Origin of the sequence: Marilutibacter maris, assembly GCF_003233695.1 — a bacterium.
GTDB classification, from domain to species: Bacteria; Pseudomonadota; Gammaproteobacteria; order Xanthomonadales; family Xanthomonadaceae; genus Marilutibacter; species Marilutibacter maris.
On the sequence record NZ_CP029843.1, the window covers coordinates 3684998 to 3707626 of the forward strand.

General features: G+C 65.5%; 26 protein-coding genes and 1 pseudogene. 13 read left to right on the forward strand and 14 right to left on the reverse strand.

The genetic code is table 11. The annotated features are described in order from the left end of the window. Positions 1 to 22: 22 nt before the first annotated feature. Both C9I47_RS15940 and C9I47_RS15945 read right to left on the reverse strand, forming a co-directional pair. A complete protein-coding gene (locus tag C9I47_RS15940; protein ID WP_223250182.1) occupies positions 23 to 892 on the reverse strand; it encodes an arylamine N-acetyltransferase family protein in 870 nt (289 codons plus the stop codon). Positions 893 to 980: 88 nt separating this feature from the next. Further along, a complete protein-coding gene (locus C9I47_RS15945; RefSeq protein ID WP_111267640.1) occupies positions 981 to 1886 on the reverse strand; it encodes a LysR family transcriptional regulator in 906 nt (301 codons plus the stop codon). Between the two features lie 95 nt (positions 1887 to 1981). Between C9I47_RS15945 and C9I47_RS15950 the strand changes: the two genes are divergently transcribed. From C9I47_RS15950 to C9I47_RS15965, 5 genes and pseudogenes are all read left to right on the forward strand, one after another. Next, positions 1982 to 2818, forward strand: a complete 837-nt coding sequence (locus C9I47_RS15950) for an NAD(P)H-dependent oxidoreductase (protein WP_111267641.1) — start codon at positions 1982 to 1984, stop codon at positions 2816 to 2818. A 122-nt stretch (positions 2819 to 2940) separates the two neighbouring features. Then, complete coding sequence (locus tag C9I47_RS15955) at positions 2941 to 3210, forward strand: hypothetical protein (protein WP_111267642.1); 270 nt, start codon at positions 2941 to 2943, stop codon at positions 3208 to 3210. A gap of 87 nt (positions 3211 to 3297) precedes the next feature. Then, a pseudogene (locus C9I47_RS18305) lies at positions 3298 to 3435 on the forward strand (YHYH domain-containing protein); the annotation flags it as partial. A gap of 2 nt (positions 3436 to 3437) precedes the next feature. Further along, positions 3438 to 3548 (forward strand): excalibur calcium-binding domain-containing protein, encoded by a 111-nt coding sequence (locus C9I47_RS18310; RefSeq protein ID WP_223250395.1) that lies wholly within the window; start codon positions 3438 to 3440, stop codon positions 3546 to 3548. A 129-nt stretch (positions 3549 to 3677) separates the two neighbouring features. After that, positions 3678 to 4670: an MBL fold metallo-hydrolase gene (locus tag C9I47_RS15965; RefSeq protein WP_223250183.1), complete on the forward strand. Its 993-nt coding sequence runs from the start codon at positions 3678 to 3680 to the stop codon at positions 4668 to 4670. Between the two features lie 97 nt (positions 4671 to 4767). On the opposite strand, the gene C9I47_RS15970 is transcribed toward C9I47_RS15965, so the two are convergent. The 4 genes from C9I47_RS15970 to C9I47_RS15985 all read right to left on the reverse strand — a co-directional run bounded on the left by C9I47_RS15970 (position 4768) and on the right by C9I47_RS15985 (position 8056). Further along, on the reverse strand, positions 4768 to 6411 hold the full coding sequence (locus C9I47_RS15970; RefSeq protein ID WP_145985548.1) for a DUF6438 domain-containing protein: 1644 nt from the start codon (positions 6409 to 6411) through the stop codon (positions 4768 to 4770). Positions 6412 to 6472: 61 nt separating this feature from the next. Next, positions 6473 to 6847 carry a hypothetical protein gene (locus tag C9I47_RS15975; RefSeq protein WP_111267644.1) on the reverse strand — a complete coding sequence of 125 codons (375 nt, stop codon included), beginning with the start codon at positions 6845 to 6847 and terminating at the stop codon, positions 6473 to 6475. An 87-nt stretch (positions 6848 to 6934) separates the two neighbouring features. Further along, the gene (locus C9I47_RS15980; RefSeq protein ID WP_111267645.1) at positions 6935 to 7318 is read right to left on the reverse strand and encodes a hypothetical protein; all 384 of its coding nucleotides are present in this window, start codon (positions 7316 to 7318) and stop codon (positions 6935 to 6937) included. A gap of 78 nt (positions 7319 to 7396) precedes the next feature. Beyond that, on the reverse strand, positions 7397 to 8056 hold the full coding sequence (locus tag C9I47_RS15985) for a CmcI family methyltransferase (protein WP_223250184.1): 660 nt from the start codon (positions 8054 to 8056) through the stop codon (positions 7397 to 7399). Positions 8057 to 8503: 447 nt separating this feature from the next. On the opposite strand from C9I47_RS15985, the gene C9I47_RS17775 reads away from it, so the two are divergent. Together C9I47_RS17775 and C9I47_RS18115 are read left to right on the forward strand one after the other, a co-directional pair. Further along, entirely contained in the window at positions 8504 to 8680 is a 177-nt protein-coding gene (locus C9I47_RS17775) for a hypothetical protein (RefSeq protein WP_190238539.1), read from the forward strand. Between the two features lie 260 nt (positions 8681 to 8940). After that, positions 8941 to 9063: a hypothetical protein gene (locus C9I47_RS18115; protein WP_262982908.1), complete on the forward strand. Its 123-nt coding sequence runs from the start codon at positions 8941 to 8943 to the stop codon at positions 9061 to 9063. Between the two features lie 44 nt (positions 9064 to 9107). Here the strand turns inward: C9I47_RS18115 and C9I47_RS15995 are convergent, their stop codons facing one another. After that, positions 9108 to 9683, reverse strand: a complete 576-nt coding sequence (locus tag C9I47_RS15995; protein WP_111267647.1) for an RNA 2'-phosphotransferase — start codon at positions 9681 to 9683, stop codon at positions 9108 to 9110. A 147-nt stretch (positions 9684 to 9830) separates the two neighbouring features. Here C9I47_RS15995 and C9I47_RS16000 point away from each other — a divergent pair, with 147 nt between their 5' ends. Then, entirely contained in the window at positions 9831 to 10280 is a 450-nt protein-coding gene (locus C9I47_RS16000; protein WP_111267648.1) for a hypothetical protein, read from the forward strand. 60 nt (positions 10281 to 10340) lie between these two features. Here C9I47_RS16000 and C9I47_RS16005 read toward each other — a convergent pair whose 3' ends face one another. The 3 genes from C9I47_RS16005 to fic all read right to left on the reverse strand — a co-directional run bounded on the left by C9I47_RS16005 (position 10341) and on the right by fic (position 13065). Beyond that, a complete protein-coding gene (locus C9I47_RS16005) occupies positions 10341 to 11336 on the reverse strand; it encodes a bifunctional helix-turn-helix transcriptional regulator/GNAT family N-acetyltransferase (RefSeq protein WP_111267649.1) in 996 nt (331 codons plus the stop codon). Between the two features lie 224 nt (positions 11337 to 11560). Further along, positions 11561 to 11815, reverse strand: coding sequence for a hypothetical protein (locus C9I47_RS16010; protein WP_145985549.1), 255 nt, complete (start codon positions 11813 to 11815; stop codon positions 11561 to 11563). 137 nt (positions 11816 to 11952) lie between these two features. Then, positions 11953 to 13065, reverse strand: a complete 1113-nt coding sequence (gene fic, locus C9I47_RS16015; RefSeq protein WP_111267651.1) for a protein adenylyltransferase Fic — start codon at positions 13063 to 13065, stop codon at positions 11953 to 11955. Positions 13066 to 13511: 446 nt separating this feature from the next. On the opposite strand from fic, the gene C9I47_RS16020 reads away from it, so the two are divergent. Then, positions 13512 to 13988 carry a hypothetical protein gene (locus tag C9I47_RS16020; RefSeq protein WP_111267652.1) on the forward strand — a complete coding sequence of 159 codons (477 nt, stop codon included), beginning with the start codon at positions 13512 to 13514 and terminating at the stop codon, positions 13986 to 13988. Between the two features lie 134 nt (positions 13989 to 14122). On the opposite strand, the gene C9I47_RS16025 is transcribed toward C9I47_RS16020, so the two are convergent. After that, a complete protein-coding gene (locus tag C9I47_RS16025; RefSeq protein ID WP_111267653.1) occupies positions 14123 to 14422 on the reverse strand; it encodes an XAC0095 family protein in 300 nt (99 codons plus the stop codon). Between the two features lie 85 nt (positions 14423 to 14507). Here C9I47_RS16025 and C9I47_RS16030 point away from each other — a divergent pair, with 85 nt between their 5' ends. The 4 genes from C9I47_RS16030 to C9I47_RS17665 all read left to right on the forward strand — a co-directional run bounded on the left by C9I47_RS16030 (position 14508) and on the right by C9I47_RS17665 (position 17668). Next, complete coding sequence (locus C9I47_RS16030; protein WP_111267654.1) at positions 14508 to 14825, forward strand: helix-turn-helix domain-containing protein; 318 nt, start codon at positions 14508 to 14510, stop codon at positions 14823 to 14825. Positions 14826 to 14930: 105 nt separating this feature from the next. Then, complete coding sequence (locus C9I47_RS16035; RefSeq protein WP_111267655.1) at positions 14931 to 15869, forward strand: HNH endonuclease; 939 nt, start codon at positions 14931 to 14933, stop codon at positions 15867 to 15869. Positions 15870 to 15937: 68 nt separating this feature from the next. Continuing rightward, positions 15938 to 16627 carry a hypothetical protein gene (locus tag C9I47_RS16040; protein ID WP_145985550.1) on the forward strand — a complete coding sequence of 230 codons (690 nt, stop codon included), beginning with the start codon at positions 15938 to 15940 and terminating at the stop codon, positions 16625 to 16627. A 93-nt stretch (positions 16628 to 16720) separates the two neighbouring features. Further along, complete coding sequence (locus tag C9I47_RS17665; protein WP_145985551.1) at positions 16721 to 17668, forward strand: hypothetical protein; 948 nt, start codon at positions 16721 to 16723, stop codon at positions 17666 to 17668. 95 nt (positions 17669 to 17763) lie between these two features. Here C9I47_RS17665 and darG read toward each other — a convergent pair whose 3' ends face one another. Genes darG through aceE form a run of 3 tightly spaced genes read right to left on the reverse strand, consistent with a single transcriptional unit; the run spans position 17764 to position 22238 of the window. Next, positions 17764 to 18888: a type II toxin-antitoxin system antitoxin DNA ADP-ribosyl glycohydrolase DarG gene (gene darG / locus C9I47_RS16045; RefSeq protein WP_111267657.1), complete on the reverse strand. Its 1125-nt coding sequence runs from the start codon at positions 18886 to 18888 to the stop codon at positions 17764 to 17766. Between the two features lie 8 nt (positions 18889 to 18896). After that, positions 18897 to 19502 (reverse strand): DUF4433 domain-containing protein, encoded by a 606-nt coding sequence (locus C9I47_RS18315; protein ID WP_111267658.1) that lies wholly within the window; start codon positions 19500 to 19502, stop codon positions 18897 to 18899. A 30-nt stretch (positions 19503 to 19532) separates the two neighbouring features. Then, positions 19533 to 22238, reverse strand: coding sequence for a pyruvate dehydrogenase (acetyl-transferring), homodimeric type (aceE, locus tag C9I47_RS16055; RefSeq protein ID WP_111267659.1), 2706 nt, complete (start codon positions 22236 to 22238; stop codon positions 19533 to 19535). Between the last annotated feature and the right edge of the window lie 391 nt (positions 22239 to 22629).

The window sequence follows — 22629 nt, forward strand, 5'->3', positions numbered from 1 at the left end:
ACGGCAGACACGGGGAAGCAGGTCAGGCAGCGGCCGCGGCGGCGCTCGCCAGGTGCCCGGCGATCCGCTCGCGCAGCGCCGGGCCCTGCGGCAGGCGCAACTCGAACTCCCGCCGCAGCACCTCGATCACCGCGTCGGCATCGGCCAGCTCGCGGCGCTCGCTGTCCGCGCCTGTCCGATGGATCGCGAAGCTGCCGTCGCGCAGGGTCTTGCGGTATCCGGGACCGGTGCGGGCGGCGCGAAGCTGGTGGCGGAAGCCCGAGTCCGGGTGGGTGGCGACGTACCAGTTGCCGACTTCCAGGTCGATGGCCGCCTGCGGCTGCAGATCGAACACGTACATCGGCCGCCATTCGTCGCCTACCTGCGCGCTCAGCAGGTAGCCGTCGCCGCGCCGGAGCAAGCGATAAGGCTCGTGCGCGGTCGCCTGCGCGGCCTCGGTATCCAGCCGCAACGGCGCGGTCGGCACCATGCCGCCGAAGCCGACATCGCTCACATGCGCCACGCCGTCGATCGTCACCAGGGCCAGCTGGTGGGTGCGCGCGGTCAGCGCATCTTCGCCGGTGCCCATCACCACCCGCGCGGTCAGCGCGCGCGCTTCGAATCCCAGCTGTTGCAGCAGGGCCAGGAACAGGCCGTTGAGCTCGTAGCAATAGCCGCCACGGCCCTCGTGCAGCAGCTTGCGCTGCAGCGCCGGCAGATCGATCGGCACCGGCGCGTGCATGAAGCTGGCGATGTTCTCGAACACGAATGCCGCGGTATGGCGGCGTTGCAGCACACCCAGGGTATCCAGGCTCGGCGCGGGTGGCGCATCGAAGCCCAGGCGCTGCAGGTACAGATCCATATCGGTGAGCGGCGTCGCCATCGCGGCGTCCTCGTGCGGGGGGAGCGTCATGCTGCGCCCTCAAGCACGGTTGAGGTCAAGCGTGCCGGGCCGGTACCGCTGGAACACCGTGGCGCATCGATTCCGGCACGGCATGCGATCAGCCGGCGAGCGAGGCCAGGATATGGCCGCGCAACCATTGGTGGGCCGGGGCGCGATGCACGCGCTCGTGCCACAGCATCACCAGCTCGAACGCCGGCACCTCGACCGGCGGCGCCACCACCCGCAGCCCGGGATGCCGGGCCGCCAGCCGCTCGGGCAGCATCGCCACCAGGTCGGTTTCGGCGAGCACCGACAACAGCAGCAGGAAATGCGGCACCGACAGCACCACCCGGCGCGACAGTCCACGCGCGGCCAGGGCCTCGTCGGTCGCGCCGCGGAAGCCGCCGCCATCCGGGGAGACGATCGCGTGTTCGAGCCCGCAGAACTGCGCCGGCGTCGGCCGGCGTCGCAGCCGCGGATGGTCGGCGCGGCCGGCCAGCACGTAGCGCTCGACGAACAGGCGGCGCTGGCGCAATCCGGGCGGCGCATCGTCGAAGGTGTGGAAGGCCAGGTCGATGCTGCCGTCCTCGGCCTGGCGCGCGATCCGCGCCGGCACCATGTCGACCATGGCCAGGCGCGTGCCAGGCGCCGCGGCCCGCAGCCCTGCCAGCAGCGGCTGCACGACCGTGGCGGCGGCATAGTCGCTGGCGGCGATCCGCCAATCCTGTGTGGCCGTCGCCGGATCGAACGGGCCCGCCGGCGCCACCGCCTGCTGCAGGGTCTCCAACGCTTCGCGCAACGGCCCGCGCAGGGCCTCGGCACGCACGGTCGGCCGCATGCCACGCGCGCCCGGCAACAGCAACGGATCGCCAAGCGCGTCGCGCAGCTTCGACAGTTGCACGCTGACCGCCGGCTGGGACAGGTGCAGGCGTTCGGCGGCGCGGGTGACGTTGCGCTCGGACAACAGCACGTCCAGGGTCACCAGCAGGTTGAGGTCGAGCCCCTTGAAAGCCACGCCACTCATATCAACAGTGCTGATACCTGAAATATTCGTAATTCATTTCAAATATACATGGCCGGAGCCGATGCTGGAGACCCCACTCCCGACAGGCATCGCCAATGAACATCCTGCTCGTCTACGCCCACCCCGAACCACAGTCGCTGAACGGATCGCTCAGGGATTTCATCGTCGACCGCCTGCAGGGCAACGGGCATTCGGTGCAGGTCTCGGACCTGTACGCGATGGGCTGGAAGGCGGTGCTCGACCCCGACGACAGTCTGGACGGCGCCATCGGCGAGCGCTTCCATCCCGAGCGCGACTCCCGGCACGCATTCGAGAACGGCCGTCAGAGTCCGGACATCGCCGCCGAGCAGGACAAGCTGCGCTGGGCCGATGTGGTGATCCTGCAGTTCCCGCTGTGGTGGTTCTCGATGCCGGCGATCCTCAAGGGCTGGGTCGAGCGCGTCTACGCCTACGGATTCGCCTACGGCGTCGGCGAGCACTCCGACCGCCACTGGGGCGACCGCTACGGCGAGGGCACGATGGCCGGCAAGCGCGCGATGCTGGTGGTGACCACCGGCGGCTGGGAATCGCATTACGCCGCGCGCGGGATCAACGGCCCGATCGACGACCTGCTGTTCCCGATCCAGCACGGCACCCTCTACTACCCCGGCTTCGACGTGTTGCCGCCGTTCCTGCTCTACCGCAGCGGCCGCATGGACGAGACGCGCTACCGGCAGGTCAGCGCCGAGCTGGCCGCGCGCCTGGACACCCTGGAGACCACCGCGCCGATTCCGTTCCGCCGCCAGAACCACGGCGACTACGAGATTCCCGCCTGCACCCTGCGCGAGGACATCGCGCCCGGCGTGCACGGCTTTGCCGCGCACCTGCGCAGCGCAGGTACGGACGACGAAACGGAAGCCGACGCGGGAACGGCGGTGGCGACCGCCGCCTGAGCCGCTCGCGGCAGTTTCGTCACCGGCGGACACGCGCCTGGCCGCGTGCGCCTGGCGGCGGCGTTGGTTCATGTATCCCCGGACAGTCCGGGAATCGACGCCGCCGCTCCGACGAGGCGCACATGAACCTGATCTACTCGCACGACTACGCCACCGCACGCGCGTTCGCCCAGCACGAGGAGCTGATGCCCGGCGACTGGCAATGGATCCAGGACGCCGACGTGGTCCGCCAGTACCCGCGTGCGGTCATCTACAAGGTGCCGCACTGGCAGGACAACCCGCGCCGTGCGCGCATCGACCTGGCCCTGCAGCGCGCCGCCGAGACCCATCGCCTGGGTACCCTGATCGACCTGGTCGAGGGCCACGGCACCCTGGGCATCTCCGGCGCCTGAGCCGCCCCTCGCCGGTGGCCGCGCTTTGAAGCCGGCGATCGGCAGCGCTAGGATCGCGCTATCGCACGAAGGCATGGGGGGTGCCCGATGGTGACGATCCGATCCGCGATTCCGACACTGGCCTGGCTGGTCGCCGGCGTCCTGTTCTGCGCCCAGACCGCCGCCGCGCATGGCGGCCGCCTCAACGCGCAGGGCTGTCACAACGACCGCAAGAATGGCGGTTACCACTGCCACCGCGGCAATGCCGCCGCGCCGCCGGCGCGGCACCGGTGCGACGCGGCGACCCCGGCTACGCGCGCCACCTCGATCGCGACGGCGACGGCATCGGCTGCGAATAGGCGCGCCGGCAACCGCGCAACGCCGTTGCAACCACCGCCTGGCACACTGCTTTCCGATATCGGGCCTTGTCGGGCACCACCGTCGCGGACAGAATCCGGACCCTCCCCACATGCAATCGGAGAATCCGGATGCTCCGCTCCACCGTTCGTGCTTCGTCCCTGTTCGCAGCCCTTGCCGCGGCGATGACCCTGGCCGCCTGCTCGCAACAGACCGCCGAGCCGCAGGCATCGGGCGACGCCGCCACCGGCGCCAGCCCGTTCCACACCGAAGCGCCGGTGCCGGATGAGAACATCCATGGCTTCGCGATCGGCGAGCTGTCGGCGACCGCGCTGCGCGATGGCGCGCTGGCGTTTCCGAACGACAACCAGGTGTTCGGCGTCGGCCACACCCCGGACGAGGTCGCCAGCGTGCTCGGCGACGCCGGCCTGGCGACCGATGCGCTCGAGCTGGGCCTGCAGCCCTTGCTGGTGAAGGCCGACGACCGCGTGCTGCTGTTCGACACCGGCGCCGGCGCCGCCTTCGGCGATGCCGCCGGGCACCTGGGCGAATCTCTGGCCGCGGCCGGCGTCGCACCCACCGAGGTCACCGACATCTTCATCTCGCACGCGCACGGCGATCACGTCGGCGGTCTGGTCGGCGCCGACGGCGCGCTGGCCTTCGCCAACGCCCGCATCCACATGTCCGAGCCCGAATGGACGTTCCTGTCCGGCATGGACGCGGACACCTCGAAGGCGGTGATGATCCCCGGGCACGCCGCCTTCGTCGCCGCGCTGGAACCGAAGGTCGCCACCTTCGCTCCCGACGCCGAAATCCTGCCGGTGCAGGTCAAGGCGGTGGCGATCAAGGGCCACACGCCCGGCCACAGCGGTTACCTGATCAGTTCCGGCCAGGACTCGCTGCTCTACGTCGGCGACGCCACCCACCACTCGGTGATCTCGGTGCAGAAGCCCGAATGGCCGAACGGCTTCGACGGCGACGCCGAGACCGCCGCGACCAGTCGCAGCGCCCTGGTCGAGCAGCTCGCCTCCAACGGACAGCGCACCTACAACGTGCACGGCCCGTTCCCCGGAGTCGGCCGGATCCAGAAGCAGGACGGCAAGACGGTCTGGGTCGCGGAGTGATTGCGGGCGGCCCGGCACGCTCAGGCTGCCGGGCCGCCTGAGGGTCATCGATGCCGGGGCCTCACCCGTGGAGCACGGCGCCACGGGGCCCGCATCGTCACTGACTATCGTGCGCGTCGAGCCACGTCACCACGCGCTGCCAGCGGCCCCTGGTCGCCTGCCGCCTGAGGTCCGGCAGGGCCGACAGATCGGTCCCGGCTTCCAGCAGCATCAGCGCGATGTCCTCGTCCTCGGTACTGCCCAGCGCCGGCAGGCCGTACCGGCCGGGAGTGGATGCATCGAAGCCCCGGTCCAGCAGATCGCGCACCAGTCCGGCATCGTTGGCCGCCGCCGCGATATGCAACAGGGTCGCGCCATCCGCCGCCGATGCGGTCATGTCGCAGCCCTGGGCGATCAGCCAGCGCGCGATCGCCCGCCCCTCCCACGGCCGGGCATCGGCGAAGGGACGCGATAGCAGCAAGGTCACCGGCGAACGCTTGGCGGCCTTCTGCTCGCCATCGGACACATCATCGAAGTACAGCGACGGATGAGGACGCGTCGCCGCCACGTTCCAGATCCTCTCGACCAGCGCGAACCTGCCGCCGGCGATCGCCGAGCGGAAAGCGGCATCGATCTTGGCCTGATCGGGCTTGCCGCGGGTCTCCAGTGCGCCGCGGGCAATCAACGCCTCGACCACCGCCGGGTGAGCCCTGAGCAGCGCCAACTCCAGCAGCGACATGGGCGCGCCGCCGTAGCCGTGTTTCAACATGGCATCGTCGACCGGTACCCCTAGCTCGACCAGGCGCGCCATCGCCTCATCGTCGGCGTCCTCGCCCCTGAAGAGCGCACGTTCCAGCAGCTCACGGCCCGCCACGGAAGCGAAATCGAACCCGTCCGCCTGCATCCGGTTCACCGCCTCGGTGGAAACGATGGTCCACATCCGCGTGCGCGCGACCGCGTCGATCTCGTTCTCGAACTCCGTGACCGCACGCGGCATGCCGATCCTGCGCCCGGAATAGTCATGGATGCGATGCACCTCCCCGCCGATATCGAGGGTCACGATTTGGCTGGGATGATCGGTAATGGCGGCGCTGTAATCCGTCCTGAGCGACCACAGGTCCTGTTCGCGCGCGCGCTCGACCAGCCGCGCGACCTCCTGTGCCGGCACGCGATACGCATACCGACCCGGGACATCGACGAAGCGGCGACCCTCGTAGACCACCTGGCCATCGCCGCGGACCTCGACCCTGTAATCGGGGCACGAACCAAGGCACGACGTGCGTTCAAGGGTGATGCGTACGTCCTCCAGCGAAGCCGTGGGCATCGCAACCTGCGTCTGCGGCAGTTCCTCCTCGTCGAACCACTCGGTGACGATCGAGGCGACCGGCTGGCCGCCGCGGACGAAGGGCTCGTACCGCAACGATGCCAGCGCCGCGCGCTGCGTGTCGCTCAGGGGCAGTTCGTCACCGACCGGTCTCCCGGAGCTGCTGTAGCAGACGACCTGTCCTGTCTCGTCGACCCTGAGGATCAGCTCCCCTCCCCAATACTCGCGCTCGGTACCGAAGGGGTAGCGCACCACCGGTGCCGGCCCCTGGCGGTGCGTGTCCACCGCCTCGCGATCGGGCACATGCCCGAGCAGTTGTCCGGGACGGCAGGTCGGCCAGTCCACCGGTCGCGCCACCTCGCGAGGTTCTTCCCGCGAACACGAGATCAGCGGCACCACGAGCAACAACACCACGGCAGGTATCGCTCCAGGCTTCATCGACGGCTCCATTCCATGGTCGCCGCCGATCCAAATCCCCGTCGGCGGGACACCCTCGTATTCAGGCCCGCGGGCCACCATTGTGCGCGACTGATCTCATCGCCTTGCTGGCGCCCCAGGCCAACAGGCCAAGGCCAACCGCATTGACTACGGTCAGCAGCATGCTCAACACGCCGATGATCGTGACCATGCTGCTTATGCTCACGAACCCGTCGTCGGTGTTGTGGATCAGCCAGGTCTGGCCGATGCTGATCAGCATGCCCAGCACCGACGACCCCAGCATCATCGCCGTGCCGCCGATCGCCAGTGCGCGTCCCGGCGCCGCTGCCGGCGCGCGTGCCCACAGCATGGCCAGGCCGAAGACCGTGGCCAGCAGGGTGGGAAGGTGGTAGGCCATCATCGTCAGCGCCTGGATCAGGAAGCCGTCTTGGATCATCGATCAGTATCCGTACATTCAAGTCGCGCCAAGCCTACCCCACTTCGCCACGGTCACCGGCAGCGGCGACGGTACCGACACGTCCGGTCAAGCCGGACATTCGCCGTCGCCGATCACCGTCTTCCCCGCCCTGGCGATCCGTAGCGCGATCGCCGGATGTTCGCGGTAGTAGCGGGCGCTGCCGGCCAGATCGCGCCAACGCCGCAGGTCATGGCGTAGCCCGACCAGGTGCCGGCTCGCAATCAACATGTTGGCGACCGGATAGCCGACGCCACCGGCAAGTCGTGTCTCGAGCAATTGCCGCATCAGTTCGGCACGCTCGCGGCACAGCTCGGCCTGCTCTTCCGCCGAGCGGACCGGCGCGTCAAGCTCGGAGGCCAGCAGATCCGCAATGCCGACGTCGGCGATCGCCGACGCGCCCGTACCCTGCAGCAGCGCGATCACGCGATGCAGGGGAGAGGTCGCGACCATTTGGACAGCCGCGGACGCGGCGGAGGCCGGCACGATACGTCGTTCCCCGACACCGGTCCGGGAACGACGTGCCCGCGACTACAGCCGGCGCAACCAGCCGTTGGGGTTGTAGGTCGCGTTGTGCCCATAGAGGTCGCACAGCGCCTCATCGATGACGTAGGCGTCGCCGCGCGTGGCGAGGAAGTCGGCGACGGCGCGGTTGGGGCCGTTGCGGTAGCGACGGTAGTGTTCGCCGCTGAGCCCGTCGACGATGCCGTCCTCGACGACGATGTAGTCGCCGCCGAGCAGATGGGCATCGAAGAACTCCAGCGCCGCAAGGCTGTGCTCGTAGAAGTGGCTGCTGTCCTCGACCACCAGCCACGGATGCGGGCACGCCCGCAGCAGTTCCTGCGTCAGCACTTCGCCCAGGCGCCCGGCATCGCCGTGCAGGAAGCGGATCCTGGGATCCTCGACGCGGGACTGCGGATTGATGTCGACCGACACCACCCGTGGGTCCTCGATCCCCTGGGCTGTCAGCATGTCGGCGAACCAGAGCGCACTGCCGCCGAACTTGGTGCCGATCTCGATCACCGTACGCGGCGCGAGCCGGCCCAGCAGCTGCAGGTACAGACCGATGTCGAAAGGGCTCTTGAAGAACGGGACGCCGCGATAGCAGGTCCGCATGGTGCCGGCCTGGATGCGATCAAGCACCGCGACCGGCATCGCGGACGCGAATGCCCGCCCCTGCGCCCCGTCCACGCGAAAATCCGGGTCCCGCCACACTGTGTCCTGCTGCATTGTCGATCGCCCCTTCGGTCCCCACTCCGGCAACATCGCGCGACCGTCGTCCGGCCATTCCGCCAACGGACCCGCGCGCCTGGCCACAGCGTACCCGCTGGCGGCCGGAGCCGCCCGTCGGGGCCGGACCACAGGGCATGCAGTGGATCGCATGACGTGTTCCCGACGCCCCCGCATCCACAGGGACGCTCTTCCGGCGCCCTCTGGACCACGGTGCGCGCCAGTCGCGGTCGTGTCCGAGCAGGCAGTCCCAGTGCGCCGTTGCGGACCTGCAGCGACAGTCCATTGAGCAGGTTGACGTAGCAGGCGGCGATCGCGGCCACATCGACGCCCTCGAGCACGCCGCCCTCAGCGAGGTCGCCCGCCGCCGGTCTGATGATGATCCCGCTGTCGGCCCCGATGCTGCCCGTGCCTTTCGTCGGCGCCCTGTTCACCCGCTGGATATCCGCCGCGGTGCTGTCTGGACCGGGCCAGCTGATTGCCGCCGCCGGTCCGGGCTGGCTGAGCCGGATCGCACCCGACGCCTCGACGGCGGTCCTGGCCGGACCGCTGGTCGTGACAGGTATCGGCAGCCGCTTGCCCTGAGGGCTAATGGACGCGTTGTCGATCAGCGTGTTGCCCAAGGAGCGCGCCGGCATGGCCACCGGCCATCTTCACCACCACCCGCGTGGCCGGCGAGGCGATCGTCCTTGCGGCCGCCGGCATGCCGGCGACGCTCGCCCAGAGCGGATGGCGCAACAGCCGGGGACCGGCGTCGCTGCCGGAGCCGGTCGCTTCCTCGCCAGCGGCGATCTCGCCGGGGCCGCGCTTCAGCTCCCCGGCGTAGCTCGCCAGTTGCTGGTGAGGTGCATACCGACGCCTTCGCGACCCTGTTGCAGACGCTTGCCACGCTGGCCGCCATGCTCGCACTGGCGTCCTATGTCCTGTTGCGTCCGTGCGCGCAGGCGAGGTCGCCGGGCAAGGGCTGACATCGACGCTGAGGTGGGGCGCTACCGCCGCAGCGCTTGCTCGATCAATCGACGCCGGATGCAGCGCCCTCGGCATCGTCCGGGAGATTCCCCAGAAAGCCAGGCGGCACCGTGTCGGTCAGCCAGACGCCGTTGTCGGCCCGGTGGAAGCGGTGGCCCTCAGCGTGCATGCGGCCGGCATCGACCGACAGCACCACGACCTTGCCGTGGCGCCGACCCACCGCGGTGGCGGTGTCGCGGTCGGCGGACAGGTGCACATGATGGCGGGCGCCGCGCAGCAGCCCCTGCTCGCGGATCGAATCGAGGAAGCGGGTCGCGGTGCCATGGAACAGCTGCGCCGGCGGCTCGCAGGGGGCCAGCGCCAGGTCGACCGCGACCGAGTGCCCCTGATTGGCGCGAATGCGGCGGCCGTCCTCGCTGATCGCGAAGCGCTGCTTGTTGTTGCCCTCGACCACCCGCTGCAACAGCGCGCGGTCGATCCGATGGTGCGGCCGCATACACCGCAGCAGCTCATCGATATCGGCCCATCCCTGCGGATCCAGCTGCAGGCCGATCTTCCCCGGCTCGTGGCGCAGGATCAGGCTCAGGAACTTGCTGGTGCGGATCAGGGTGTCGCTCATGGGGCGGGATTGTAGAGGCGCCACACGCGTTCCCGAGCGGCGGCACCAGCCCGATTGGCCCCATTGATCATGCCTTCATCGGATATCGAATAGACCCACTTGCGCGCCTATCGTCGCCCTGCCCTCCCCGACATGAGGCCGACGACGATGACGATCCGCAACCCCGCCCCCCTCGCCACCCTGCTCGCCCTGGCCATCGCCCCCACCGCCCAGGCCGGCGATGCCGCCGGCTGCGCGGCCCAGTTCGAGGCCGCGCAACGGATGGACATGGAATCGTTCCGCGACTACGACGCCGAGACCTTCCGCGCCGTCCACGACGAACGCGCGGTGACGGTGTTCGCCAGCGGCGCCGTCCGCTACGGCATCGACGCGATCATGCAGACCCTGGCCGGACACTTCAGCGGCCGCGAAGGTCTGTGGCGCTGGAGCGAACGCTACCGCGTGGTCGACGGCTGCAAATCGGCGTTCATCCTCTACGAAACGGTCTACGAGCTGCCCTCGATCGGCTACCGCCAGCGCGCCCTGACCGGCGTGACCTACAGCCACAACGGCGACACCTGGCTGGCGATCGCCGACCAGGGCACGCCGTTGCCGTAGCCGGGGCGAACACGGCTTCGGCACGGGCCGCGCGCCGCGGCCGGGCCGGCCCTGCCCTCCTCAGGCGGCGTCCGAGCGGGCGTCGCCGCCCGGGTCGCGAGCGGTCCGGCCCCTATAGATCATGTAGACGTCGGCGCGTTGGTAGTGGGTGCCGGGCTTCACCCCCGGCTGCAGCTCGAAGCCGACGCTCTCGTACAAGCGCAGCGCCGGCTGCAGACGCTGCTGCGATTCCAGGAACAGCTCGCGGCCGCCGAGGCGCTCGAACTCGGCGATCGCCGCGTCCATCAGCTTGCGGCCGATGCCCAGGCCCTGGTGGCGCTCGGTGACCGCCATCTTGGTCAGCTCGTAGACGCCGGGAGCATCGACCATCAGGGCGCAGGTGCCGACCGCCTCGTCGCCGACCACGGCGATCAGGATCGCGCCGCCCGGCTCGAGGATGTGCTTTTCCGGCTCCGACAACACCGCGTGGTCGATCGGCTCGATCCGGTAGTACTTCGCCAGCCATTCGGCGTTGAGCCGGTAGAAGTCGCCGCGCCACCGCGGCGCGAACGGCACCACCCGCACTTCGGTGGCCCGGCGCTGGCGCAGGCGCCGCGCGACCTCGGCCGGCAATGGCTGCTCGTCGAGGCTGGCCTCGTAGCGCGACAGCGCATCCAGCAGGTCGACGCCGGTGGCGGTAATGCGGTGCTCGACGGTCTCGCGCATCGCCTGCCACAGCGGCCGCGCCGCCTTCAGCTCGGCCTGGCAGCGCGCAGTCAGCGCCAGCACCCGCTGGCGGCGGTCGCCGGGCGCCGGCTCGCGCTGCAGCAGGCCCTCGCGGGTGAGCTTGGTGGCGAGCTGGCTGATCGCCGAGTGGGTCAGGCCGATCTCGCGGGCGATCTCGCCCACGCTCAACGGCCCGCGCTCCTGCAACAGCCGCAGGACCGGGAACCAGCGCGCCTGCAGGCCGATGCCGTGCTCACGGTAGACCTGGTCGATCAGGTCGTAGCTGCGCTCGCTGATCACCTTCAGACGGCTGGCGAGGGCCAGGGTGCCCTGGACCGAAAGGAAGCTCATGGCGGCATCCGACAGAATTTACGTAAGCACTAACATAAATACTGCGGACCCACTCGGCAAGCCCCCACCCGCGCAGGCCCCCGCCCCGACCATTGGCTCGAACAGCCCCCCCCTCCCCCAACCGCGGGGGGAGAGGGTTGGGGTGAGGGGGCGGGCACGGAATCCTTCACCCGGTCCTGGCGACGTGATCGCCCGGGACCCGGCATGAATCGCAACGGCAGCCCCTAGCGCAGCCGCTCCACCCCCAGCACCGGCGCCTCCACCAGGCCCGGCCCGAACCACTGCAGGGTGTTCACCCCCTCCAGCGTGTACCAGGGCGCGCGGGTGCGTATGTGCAGATAGGTCCTGTCGTCGGGGCCGACGCCGTCGGGGTCGACCCGCAGGAATACCCGGCAGTCGGCCTGGCCATGCATGCCGTTCAACACCACCGACGCCCCTTCGGGAATCAGCGCGGTCTGCTCGTTGCGGGGGATTATCACCAATGCCTCGATCATCACGTCCTCCATGGGCGCGGTCGGGGCGCCCCTTGCTTCAAGGACGTCGTGGGCGGAGGTGTGTGAACGTCCGCGGGTGGACTCACCCTCGGGGCCAACGCTTGGGATGGCGGGCCCAGCCCTCAGTCCTGGCCATAGGCGGAGACCGGGTGTTCGTCGCTGGTAAGCAGGCGGACGAAACCGGGATGGATGAAGAGCTTCTCCCGCCCCATCCGGACTTCTCGCAGCATGCCGATGTCCACCAGTTGCTTCAGGTAGACCGAAGCGGTCTGACGCTTGGCGACCCCGGCCTCGACCAGGTTCTGGATGCGGCAGTACGGCTGCTCGAACAGGACGTCCACAAGTTCGCGGGAATGGATCTTGCCGGCCCGCGCCTTCACGAAGGCGGTGGCTTCAGCCTGCAACTGGCGGATGGCCCTGACCTTGGCGGTTGTCCAGCGGGCAGTATCGGTGACCGCCGCAAGCATGAAACCGATCCACGCCTCCCACGCACCATCGCGCGTCACCGCCTGCAGCCTGGCGTAGTACTCGGGACGGTTGCGGAGGATATGGCGCGACAGGTACAGCACCGGCTGGTCGAGCAAGCCCAGCTCCACCAGCATCAGCAGGTTGAGCACGCGGCCCGTGCGGCCGTTGCCATCCAGGAATGGATGGATCGCCTCGAACTGATAGTGGGCGACCGCCATCCGGACCAGCGGGTCGACCGTCGTCGCTTCGTGGATGAAGCGCTCCCAGTTGGCCAGCTTTTCCCGCAACAGCGCCTCGCCTTCGGGAGGGGTGTAGATCACCTCACCGGTCGCCGCATTGGACAAAGCGGTGCCCGACACGCGACGGATCTGCATGTCGCCGCCCTTGATCCAACTGCAGACCATCACCGCAGTATTGGTGTTGAGCGGACGCTCCCGGATGGACTGGAACCCCCGGTGCAACGCACCGCGGTAGCGCAGGGCCTCCTTGGTCGCCCGGTCGTCCGCGCGCTCCTCCATCTGGGAGAACCGGAACAGGGCATCGCTGGTGGTGACGATGTTCTCGATCTCGCTGCTGGCCTGGGCCTCCAGCAAGGGAATGGTGTTGATCAGGACCGCCTGGCTGGGGATCAGGCCACCGACGGCCTTCAACTCGGCCAGCGCCGCCCTGGCCTCGATGCAGGCCTTCAGGACCGGCTTGCTCTCGATCTCCGCAGCCGGGGGCAGTTCCGGAAGCGTGTTGTAGGGACGTCGCGGGTCGAATGACATATGTCGATAAAACCTATATTTGTCGACACAAATAGCCGACATGTCGTCACGATCGACATTAGGCGCCAATACGTACGATTTCAACAAAAATGTCGACATATGGTGGCGGATAGCGAGGACTGGCCGGCCTGGCTGCATGCTGAGTCATCGCCCGGCGCCTCACAGCCGAGCGCGAATCGCGCCACAGCGGATGGAATCGCGCCAATGAGTGGCGCGATTCGGAATACACCCCACGGCAAGCCATCTCTGGACAGTCCACCGCAGTGCTCCCCCCGCGATGCCTGGCGCTGCGCCCCAGACCCCACGAATCTGGCAAGGTGGGCAGCCATGGGGCGAACGGGCCGATGGGTCCGCGTCTCCCGGCGGCGCCCCGGGGCCACCGGGGCCGGAGGTGCATGTCGGGAACATCGCGCCGTCGCACCCCAACCAAGTAAAGGACTGCATGCATGACGAAAGCGCAGAACGCTGACTACGCCCACTGGGCACGTTTCTTCGGCAAGTCCACCCGCGACCCGGAGCTGGTCGCCGCCTTCCGCGACGCCGGCATCGCCAAGACCCCGGTCATCGCCCGCGACGACTTCGAGGAAAGCGAGGACATCGGCGCCCTGACCGTCAGCGTCCGCGACCCTTCAGTCTTCGGCAATCACCAAGGCCTCGGACGGGGCGTCGGCATCTTCTCGGTCATCACCCTTCATCTGAAGCAGGCCGGCGACAAGGGCTATACCGGCCCCCTGCCCTATTCGGTCGACCACGAGGACTCGCGCGCATCGCTGCGCAAGAAACTGGGCCCGCCCGAGGATTCCGACGAGGACGACGAGCCCTGGGACGAATGGACCGTCGACGGGCGCAAGGTGGTCGCCTTCCATACCAGCGACTTCAAGGGCCTCGACGCGCTGACCGTCATGCTTCCGGAAGAGGATTGATCGGCCCACCGCGTCCGTCCTGAAGGCGGGCGCGTGCTACCCGGGGACTGCCTGGCCGGGGGATTGGATGCGCAGGGGCGGGTTCTGTGCACCTTGCCTGGCGAGGGCACGCGGCCAGCGCGCTCAGCCACGCATCAAGGCAGCGATTTCGACCAGCGCGCCGCCCGCAGGCCGCGATCGAGCTGGTCGGCCAACTCCTCGAAGCATTGCGCCAGCGCGGCAATCCTGAGCGGCAACTCGGCCTCGGGCGCGTCATCTTGCGGATCACGCGGCGCCGCCAGGCGCGCCAGCAGATCCAGGCGGTCCCGCGCCTGCTCCAGCGTGCGATAAGCATCCTCGGGGAGCAGGTAGCCGGTGGCGGGCGCAGTCGGATCGACCTCGGCTCCGCTCGCGATGAACTCCTCATGGTCACTGAGAGCCGCGCGCATCTTCATAGCCCCGCTTGATTGCTACATTAAATGTAGCATACACCAGCAGGGACTGACGCCATCCTGACGGGGTCCCAAACGCCCCTGCCGGATGGCCACCAAACCGCCCACTCCCCGGGAAACCTTCGCCCGCCGCCTGCGCGCCGAACGGCTCAAGGCGGGCCTGTCCCAGCGCGAGCTCGGCAGACGGATCGGTTTGTCCGAGGACGTGGTGTCGAGCCGGATCACCCGCTACGAGAAAGGCACGTCGGAGCCGGATTTCGAGACCGCGCGCCAACTCGCGGACGCACTGGGCGTGCCCCTGGCCTACCTGCTGGCCGACTCCGACACCCTGGCTGAGATCGTGCGTGCGGCGGCGGGCCTGTCGCTGGCCAAGCAGCGCAAGTTGCTGGCGGATATCAAAACTTAGCCAGAGCCGATTGCATTCTCGGGGCATTGCGCCTACCTCAGGCCGTGTTGACTTGCTCCACGCCGCCCTTCTGGCGCTATCCTGGCGGCCGGGGAGGATCTAGCGATGGCGTTCTGGTGGGTGAACCACAAGCAGACCCGTGACCACGAAGTTCGTGGCGGGTATCTGTGGTCACCGAAGCGCAATGCAAATGGCGCGTTCAACCAGACCTACGAGAACATGCGTCTGGTTCGCCCCGGCGACATCGTGTTTTCGTATGCCAATGGCCAGATCGGCGCGATCGGGCAAGTGATCGAGACAGTCTCCGCTAGCCCCAAGCCTAGTGAGTTTGGCCATGTTGGCGACTACTGGTCGGACGAAGGCTGGTTAGTCAGCGTCTACTTCAACGACGCCCCCAAACCCCTGAGGCCGAAAGCGCATATCGAGCGCATCGCACCGCTTCTCCCCACCAAATACTCCCCCATCCAGAAGACAGGAGATGGCAACCAAGGCTGCTATCTGGCCGGGATTTCGGACGCGCTGGGCCACATCCTGCTCGCCCTGCTCGGCGTGGAGGCACCGCCGGTATTTTCGCCCATGCTCGCGGTCGCAGAGCCCAATGCCGAAGTGCTCGAAGACCTGCATCTTGTCGAGAGCGACACCACGATTCCCGAAACACAACGCCTCCAACTGACCAAGGCCCGTATCGGCCAAGGGCTGTTCCGTAACCGCGTGATGTCGCTCGATCCACGTTGTCGCGTCACGGGAGTAGAAGACTCTCGCCTTCTGGTCGCCAGCCACATCAAGCCGTGGCGGGATTCGAGCAATGCCGAACGTATCAACGGCTTCAACGGAATCATGCTGTCCCCGCACATCGACGCCCTATTCGACGAACGACTGATCACGTTTGAGGACGATGGCCGGATGCGGATGCACCCCTCCCTCAGCAAGGACGTGCTTGAACGCTGGTCGATTTCACCCTCTACGAAGGTCGATCGCTTCGGACCGGAACAGGCGGCTTTCCTAAGCCACCATCGCAAGGCTTTTGCGGCGAGGCTAGGGTGATGAGAGTACTTCCAGAACCACTTTTGTAGTTTGGCCTAGCCGCATTTACCACTGCAACGGAGGGAACCGTGAAGGAGATTCTTGAAGCAGGGGGCGCCGGATTCCTCCTTCCTGCCGTTCTTTTCGTACTGGTGCTATACGCGGCACGCGGCGTGTTCGGACTACACGGCCGACGCGGCCAGCACCGCCGCGAATTCCTGGAACTGTGGGACAAGTCATGCAGCACGGGCGACCTCTGGTTGGAGGTATCCGTGAGGCATCTGTTCGGCACCTACCTGCCGTCTCACATCATTCGCCTGGCCCTGGAGCAACCGAACCGAAGCCGGTCCCTACAGGAGCTGTCGGAGATCTGGGACCTGCTCACGTTCAACCCGGATGATCAAACAGTCCACTGGAACGGCACCGTGCTTGCACGGCTCGCCCGATCTCGGCACGGGAGCGCCCTCTGCCTGATCACCTACTTTGCACTTGCATCCGCTGCGGCACTCATGGGCTTGCTGGCCGCACACTCCGGGCACACAAGCTTCACCGGCTGGGTCTATGGCATCAGCGCTGTGGTTACCTGCTTTGTCGCGTTCACCTGCCTAACCCACGAAGAGACCGTTAAGACGGGGATACAGGTCGGTGATCGGTGGATCACACTGATCAATCGCTTGGCGAGCGCTGAGCAAGATCAGCACAAGACCGCTCATTTCGTCAGACAGCAGAAGCCCAACCACGATATATCGCACAAAAATACTTGTCCGGACACTCCCTAATTTAACAAGATATCATTCTAAATACACCGCCCCCATATTCAACGACCTCTCATTTTGAAGAAATTCTTTAAGCAACGCTGACAAGGAAGACAGATGAACGATCTTGAAGAATATTCGGTTGGATTCCTAAGCTACGAATGGAGCGGCGCTCCTCCTGGCGTCATCGATGCCAACTCCGGCGGCACAGCTCTGATCGGCATTGACGAAGCCATCCGCTTCTTCAATCGAAAGCAAACTAGAGGCTTCAGCTCGATTGAGTACCAGATCCCCATCAAAACCGGTGAAGGATCTTGGATCGCCTACGTTTTAGGAATTATCGCAATCCCGGCCACCGCTTTCGCTACCGGATACGCCAAGAAAGCTGGTGAAAAGATGGCAGAACGCGACTTTTCCGATCTAGGATTCAAAGATATCGCAAGAAAATCTGTTGACGCTCTTCGGATATTCATTGATCTTGTGAAGCATACTGGAAAGGCCTCCGGATGGGGCACTACCAACGCGGAATGGAAGGAGAGCGCGACAATCGTCGGAATACTAAATTCCGATGGCGAAGTGCTCTATCTGCCTGCCGAGTATCTAAAGTGGTACTACGAGATACCGAAGACAACCTTAAGAAAATTAGTGGCGCCGATAACAAAGGGACGTTCCATGATTGTCGGATCATACCCACAGATCGGCGATCTTCACACCACGAAAATTACGTCGGATCAAACATCTCTGTTCGACTCTGAAGACAAAGAAGAGGATGAATTCCTCTTCCCAGAGCTGAAACACGGCATCGACGTCACGCTCGAAGGAATAATTACTCGCGGCAACCAAGAAACAAATTCTATAGGGTTCCAGTACCAAGACCACATCTTAAACTGCAACCCCGCGAGCGGCAGCATTCGCCGGTTCAAGTCCGCGATGTTTCTTCACTGTCGTCTCCATGCGACTGTTAACAGACACGTCGCATCTCTGACACACGTCGATCGGCGGCCAACGCTCATAGTGAACGAAGTAATTCCGTTGGAGAGCGACGGTCAGCAGCTACTCTTTTGAATCGAAAAACTGACATGTCAGAAAAAATATGAAGTCCAACCCGCCTCTTTTGCACAGACGCGCTTACTCGAGCTGCGCTGGCCATTACGGCAACGTCAAGCAGCTTCCAAATCATCATGAACCATCGATTCACTGATGCGCACCTTCATCCAACCTAGTAAAACTAGACTTCTGATAGCGCCTGCTAAAGAGGCTCTCTTTTCATCCGTATTCCAGCTCTTCTTCCAATCCAGGATGTACTTATAGAGATCTAGCTCTTCAACTTCTCGGTCGACAGCCCCATCCTTAATCTGTCGACATGCATACAATACCGTCATAACCTCTTCAGCTTGCTCTGTGTTCTTGATCCGACTAAATAGATCAACAGCCTTCATGATACGCCTTTGATGCTCGCTGATTTGATCTAAGTATTTGGTGCGATCCTTCTCATACGACTCGTCCACGCGTAGCGCTAGCATTCGACCAAGCTGCTCTTCATGTATCCAATTTCTATTGGCAAAATCGTGCAGCGCATCCTTAACGCCGTCTGAGAATGGCCCGTAACTACCTTTTCCAAATGAAAAGTTGGTCGGCACTCCCATTTCCGTTACAACATAGCAAATCTTCTGAAAGATCGTTCGTCCTACCGGAGTCGCATAAGGCTGCTGCTGAAGCTCACGAAGCACCTCAACCAACACAACCCAACTCGGATTTAGTTTTTCTGGCTTCCTTCCCTTGCCATCCAAGCTCATCTGCGAAGGAGCTGAAAGATACTCTTGAGTCAACTTCGTCTTGGCAGTTCCATATGGCGCGTAGACTTCAACATCAACTGATAATGAATTGAGCTTTCGAAAAATCATGGGCCCCACCTCAGCCCAATCTAGCCCACCATTTCCACACCCCAAGGGCGGCATAGCAAGGCTAGAAATACCCCACTCTTCGAGATGGTTTACGAGATAATCCAAGCCGCGCTCTATATCAGAAAGGCGAGAAGCTGATCGCCAGTGACCTTTCGTTGGAAAATTCACAACTATCACACCTGCCAGGTCGCGGTAAACGTAAGGCTGCCCCAACTGAACCAACCCACGATCACACCGATCGCGGTAGTCCTCGTACATTTGGGGGAACCTCTTTTTGAACTCGGCGGCGACTCCCTTCCCCATAACGCCAACACAATTGACCGTATTGACCAAAGCGGACGCCTTGCTCTCAAACATGTCCCCGATAAGTGCCCTAACCATATCCGCTCTCACTTAGCGAAAAAAAAGCTTGGATTCACAGCAATGGGCAAATTGAACCCGACCTTCCTCAACCGATGCTCTGCTTGAACATCTATCACATAGGCGCCTCTCAGAAATCGAGAATCAACTAAGTGAGGCACCAGAACTTCTGCACATTTTCTTGATCTATGCTGGTAGTATCGCGATGCATTTCCTGGGTGCCTCCAATCCGTCGCGTAAATGTCATCGAAATCGAGAAGTTGCCATTGCCCAGGCGCCAGGTATCTAGCGTAATCGCTAGCGGCATTACAATCAGTAATGACAACGTCTCGCACACGCAGCACATCGGTCGAAACCCGGAGAACAGCCAAGGTCGGAGCTTCGCCAAGCCTCTTGTAGAGCATAGGGTTCCGAGCGTGGAAGTAAAGATTGGCATATTGATGCAAACGGAGACCGCCAGGAACCTGCTTTTGGTCTCGACGCTCTTGCACTGGCGCCATCGCTATGGATTCGTGTGGCAGCGTATTAGCCCGTTCGTACGACAGAATACCATTAACTAAAACCGATGAAATATTTCCCATCGGCATGATGCAATGGAGTTCCGTAACTCGTGGATCCATCACCCCTCCGTTCATATATCCGTCAAGGCATGGTCTTGAGAACCATCAAACCCCGATCGGATTCGGCTTCTCCACGTCAATCTTGTACTCCTTGATCGCGCGGGTGACGTCCTTGGCGCTCATCTTGCCATCGGCGGCCAGGGCGGCGATGGCGGCGTGGGCGATGTGGAAGCGGTCGACCTCGAAGTGGCGGCGCAGGTTGGCGCGGGTGTCGCTGCGGCCGAAGCCATCGGTGCCCAGCACGGTGTAGCGCATCGGCACGTACTCGCGGATCTGGTCGGCGAAGGCGCGCACGTAGTCGGTGGCGGCGATGGCCGGGCCCTGGCGGCCGTCCAGCAGTTCGGTCACGTAGGGCTTGCGCGGGGTCTTGGCCTCGGGGTTGAGGCGGTTCCAGCGCTCGGCGTCGACGCCGTCGCGGCGCAGCTCATTGAAGCTGGGGCAGGACCAGATGTCGGCCGTGACACCAAAATCCTTGTCCAGCAGCTCGGCGGCGGCGATCGCCTCGCGCAGAATGGTGCCGCTGCCCATCAGTTGCACGCGCAGCTCGCCCTTCTTGGGCTTGCCGGCGTCCTTGAGCAGGTACATGCCCTTGATGATGCCGTCGGCGCTGCCCTCGGGCATTTCCGGGTGGGTGTAATTCTCGTTCATCAGGGTGATGTAGTAGTACTCGTCGCGCTGCTCGGCGAGCATGCGCTGCATACCGTGCTGGACGATCACGGTGACCTCGTAGCCGAAGGTCGGGTCGTAGCTGCGGCAGTTGGGCACCGCGCCGGCGAGCAGGTGGCTGTGGCCGTCCTCGTGCTGCAGGCCCTCGCCGTTGAGGGTGGTGCGGCCGGCGGTGGCGCCAAGCAGGAAGCCGCGCGCGCGCATGTCGGCGGCCTGCCAGGCGGAGTCGCCGATGCGCTGGAAGCCGAACATCGAATAGAAGATGTAGAACGGCAGCATCTGCAAATCGTTGGTGCTGTAGCTGGTGGCGGCGGCCATCCAGCTGGCGAACGCGCCCGCCTCGGTGATGCCTTCCTCCAGCACCTGGCCGGCGGCGTCCTCGCGGTAGTACATCAGCTGGTCGCGGTCGACCGGCTTGTACTTCTGGCCCTGCGGGGCGTAGATGCCGAGCTGGCGGAACAGGCCCTCCATGCCGAAGGTGCGCGCCTCGTCGGCGACGATCGGCACGCAGCGCGGGCCGACCTGCTTGTCGCGCAGGGTGATGTTGAGGGTCTGCACGAAGGCCATGGTGGTGCTGATCTCGCGATCGCCGGTGGCCTTGAGCAGGCGCTCGTAGGCTTCGAGCTTGGGCACTTCAAGCGACTGGCTGGCCTGGCGGCGGCGCTGCGGCAGGAAGCCGCCCAGCGACTTGCGCCGTTCGAGCATGTACTGCACTTCCTCCGAGTCCTTGCCCGGGTGGAAGAACGGCACCTGGCCGTCGGCCAGCTGCTTGTCGGTGACCGGGATGTTGAAGCGGTCGCGGAAGGCGCGGACCGCCTCGTCGTCGAGCTTCTTGGTCTGGTGGGTCGGGTTCAGCGATTCGCCGGCCGAGCCCATGCCGTAGCCCTTGACCGTCTTGGCCAGGATCACGGTCGGCATGCCCTTCATCTTGGTCGCCGCGTCATAGGCCGCGTAGACCTTGTGCGGGTCGTGGCCGCCGCGGTTCAGGCGCCAGATGTCCTCGTCGGACAGGTTGGCGACCAGGCGCGCGGTCTCCGGGTATTTGCCGAAGAAGTGCTCGCGGGTGTAGGCGCCGCCGAAGGCCTTGCAGTTCTGGTACTCGCCGTCGACGGTCTCCATCATCAGCTGGCGCAGCTTGCCGCTGGTGTCGCGCGCCAGCAGCGGGTCCCAGTAGCTGCCCCAGATGGTCTTGATCACGTTCCAGCCGGCGCCGCGGAACTGGCCCTCCAGCTCCTGGATGATCTTGCCGTTGCCGCGCACCGGGCCGTCCAGGCGCTGCAGGTTGCAGTTGATCACGAACACCAGGTTGTCCAGACCCTCGCGGCCGGCCACCGAGATCGCGCCCAGGCTCTCCGGCTCGTCGCACTCGCCGTCGCCCATGAAGCACCAGACCTTGCGGTCGGACTTCGGAATCAGGCCGCGGCCTTCCAGGTACTTCCAGTTGCGCGCCTGGTAGATCGAGGCGATCGGGCCCAGGCCCATCGACACCGTCGGCAGCTGCCAGTAGTCGGGCATCAGCCAGGGGTGCGGGTAGGAGCTGATGCCGCGGCCGTCGACCTCCATGCGGAAGTGGTCGAGCTGCGACTCGCTGATCCGGCCTTCGAGGAAGGAGCGCGCGTAGATGCCGGGCGAGCTGTGGCCCTGCACACCGATCAGGTCGCCGGGGTGGTCGCCCTCGGGGCCGCGCCAGAAGTGGTTGAAGCCGACGTCGTAGAGGGTCGCCGCCGAGGCGAAGCTGGCGATGTGGCCGCCCAGGTCGCCGGGCTTGCGGTTGGCGCGCACCACCATCGCCATCGCGTTCCAGCGGATCAGCGAGCGGATCCGCCATTCCATGGTCTGGTCGCCCGGGGTCTTGGGCTCCAGGTGCGGCGGGATGGTGTTGATGTACTCGGTGGTCGGCGAGAACGGCAGGTGGGCGCCGGCGCGGCGGGTGACCTCGACCATGCCCTGCAGCAGCTGGTGGGCGCGCTCGGCACCGTCATGGGCGATGACGGCCTGGACCGATTCGACCCATTCCTGGGTCTCGGCCGGGTCCGGGTCGTTCTGCAGCAGGTCGGCGAACGGGCTCTCGTAGGTCTGGGTCATGCGCTCCGCGGCCCCATGGCCGCGCCTCGTGAGTCAGGTGGGGGAAATTAGAGTCCCGATTCTAGCAGCCGGACCGCGCCCTTCCGTGCCGCCCCGGCCGCCCCCGGCTCAGCCTTTGGTCGCTGGTATGCGAAGCCGGCAGGCATTGCATACCAGCGGCCGGTCGCGCGCCCCGGTCTTGCCTTTCGTAGGAGCTGCGTCAGCTGCGACCCGGGCCTTCCCATGAACGCCCCATCGCGGCTCACGCCGCTCCTACGAAGAGCAAGAACCTCGCGCGTCCCATCCCTGCGCCGGAACCCCGTAGGAGCCGCGTCAGCTGCGACCGGAGCTTTCCCATGAAGGCCTCATCGCGGCTGACGCCGCTCCTACGAAAGGCATCCGCGCACGCATC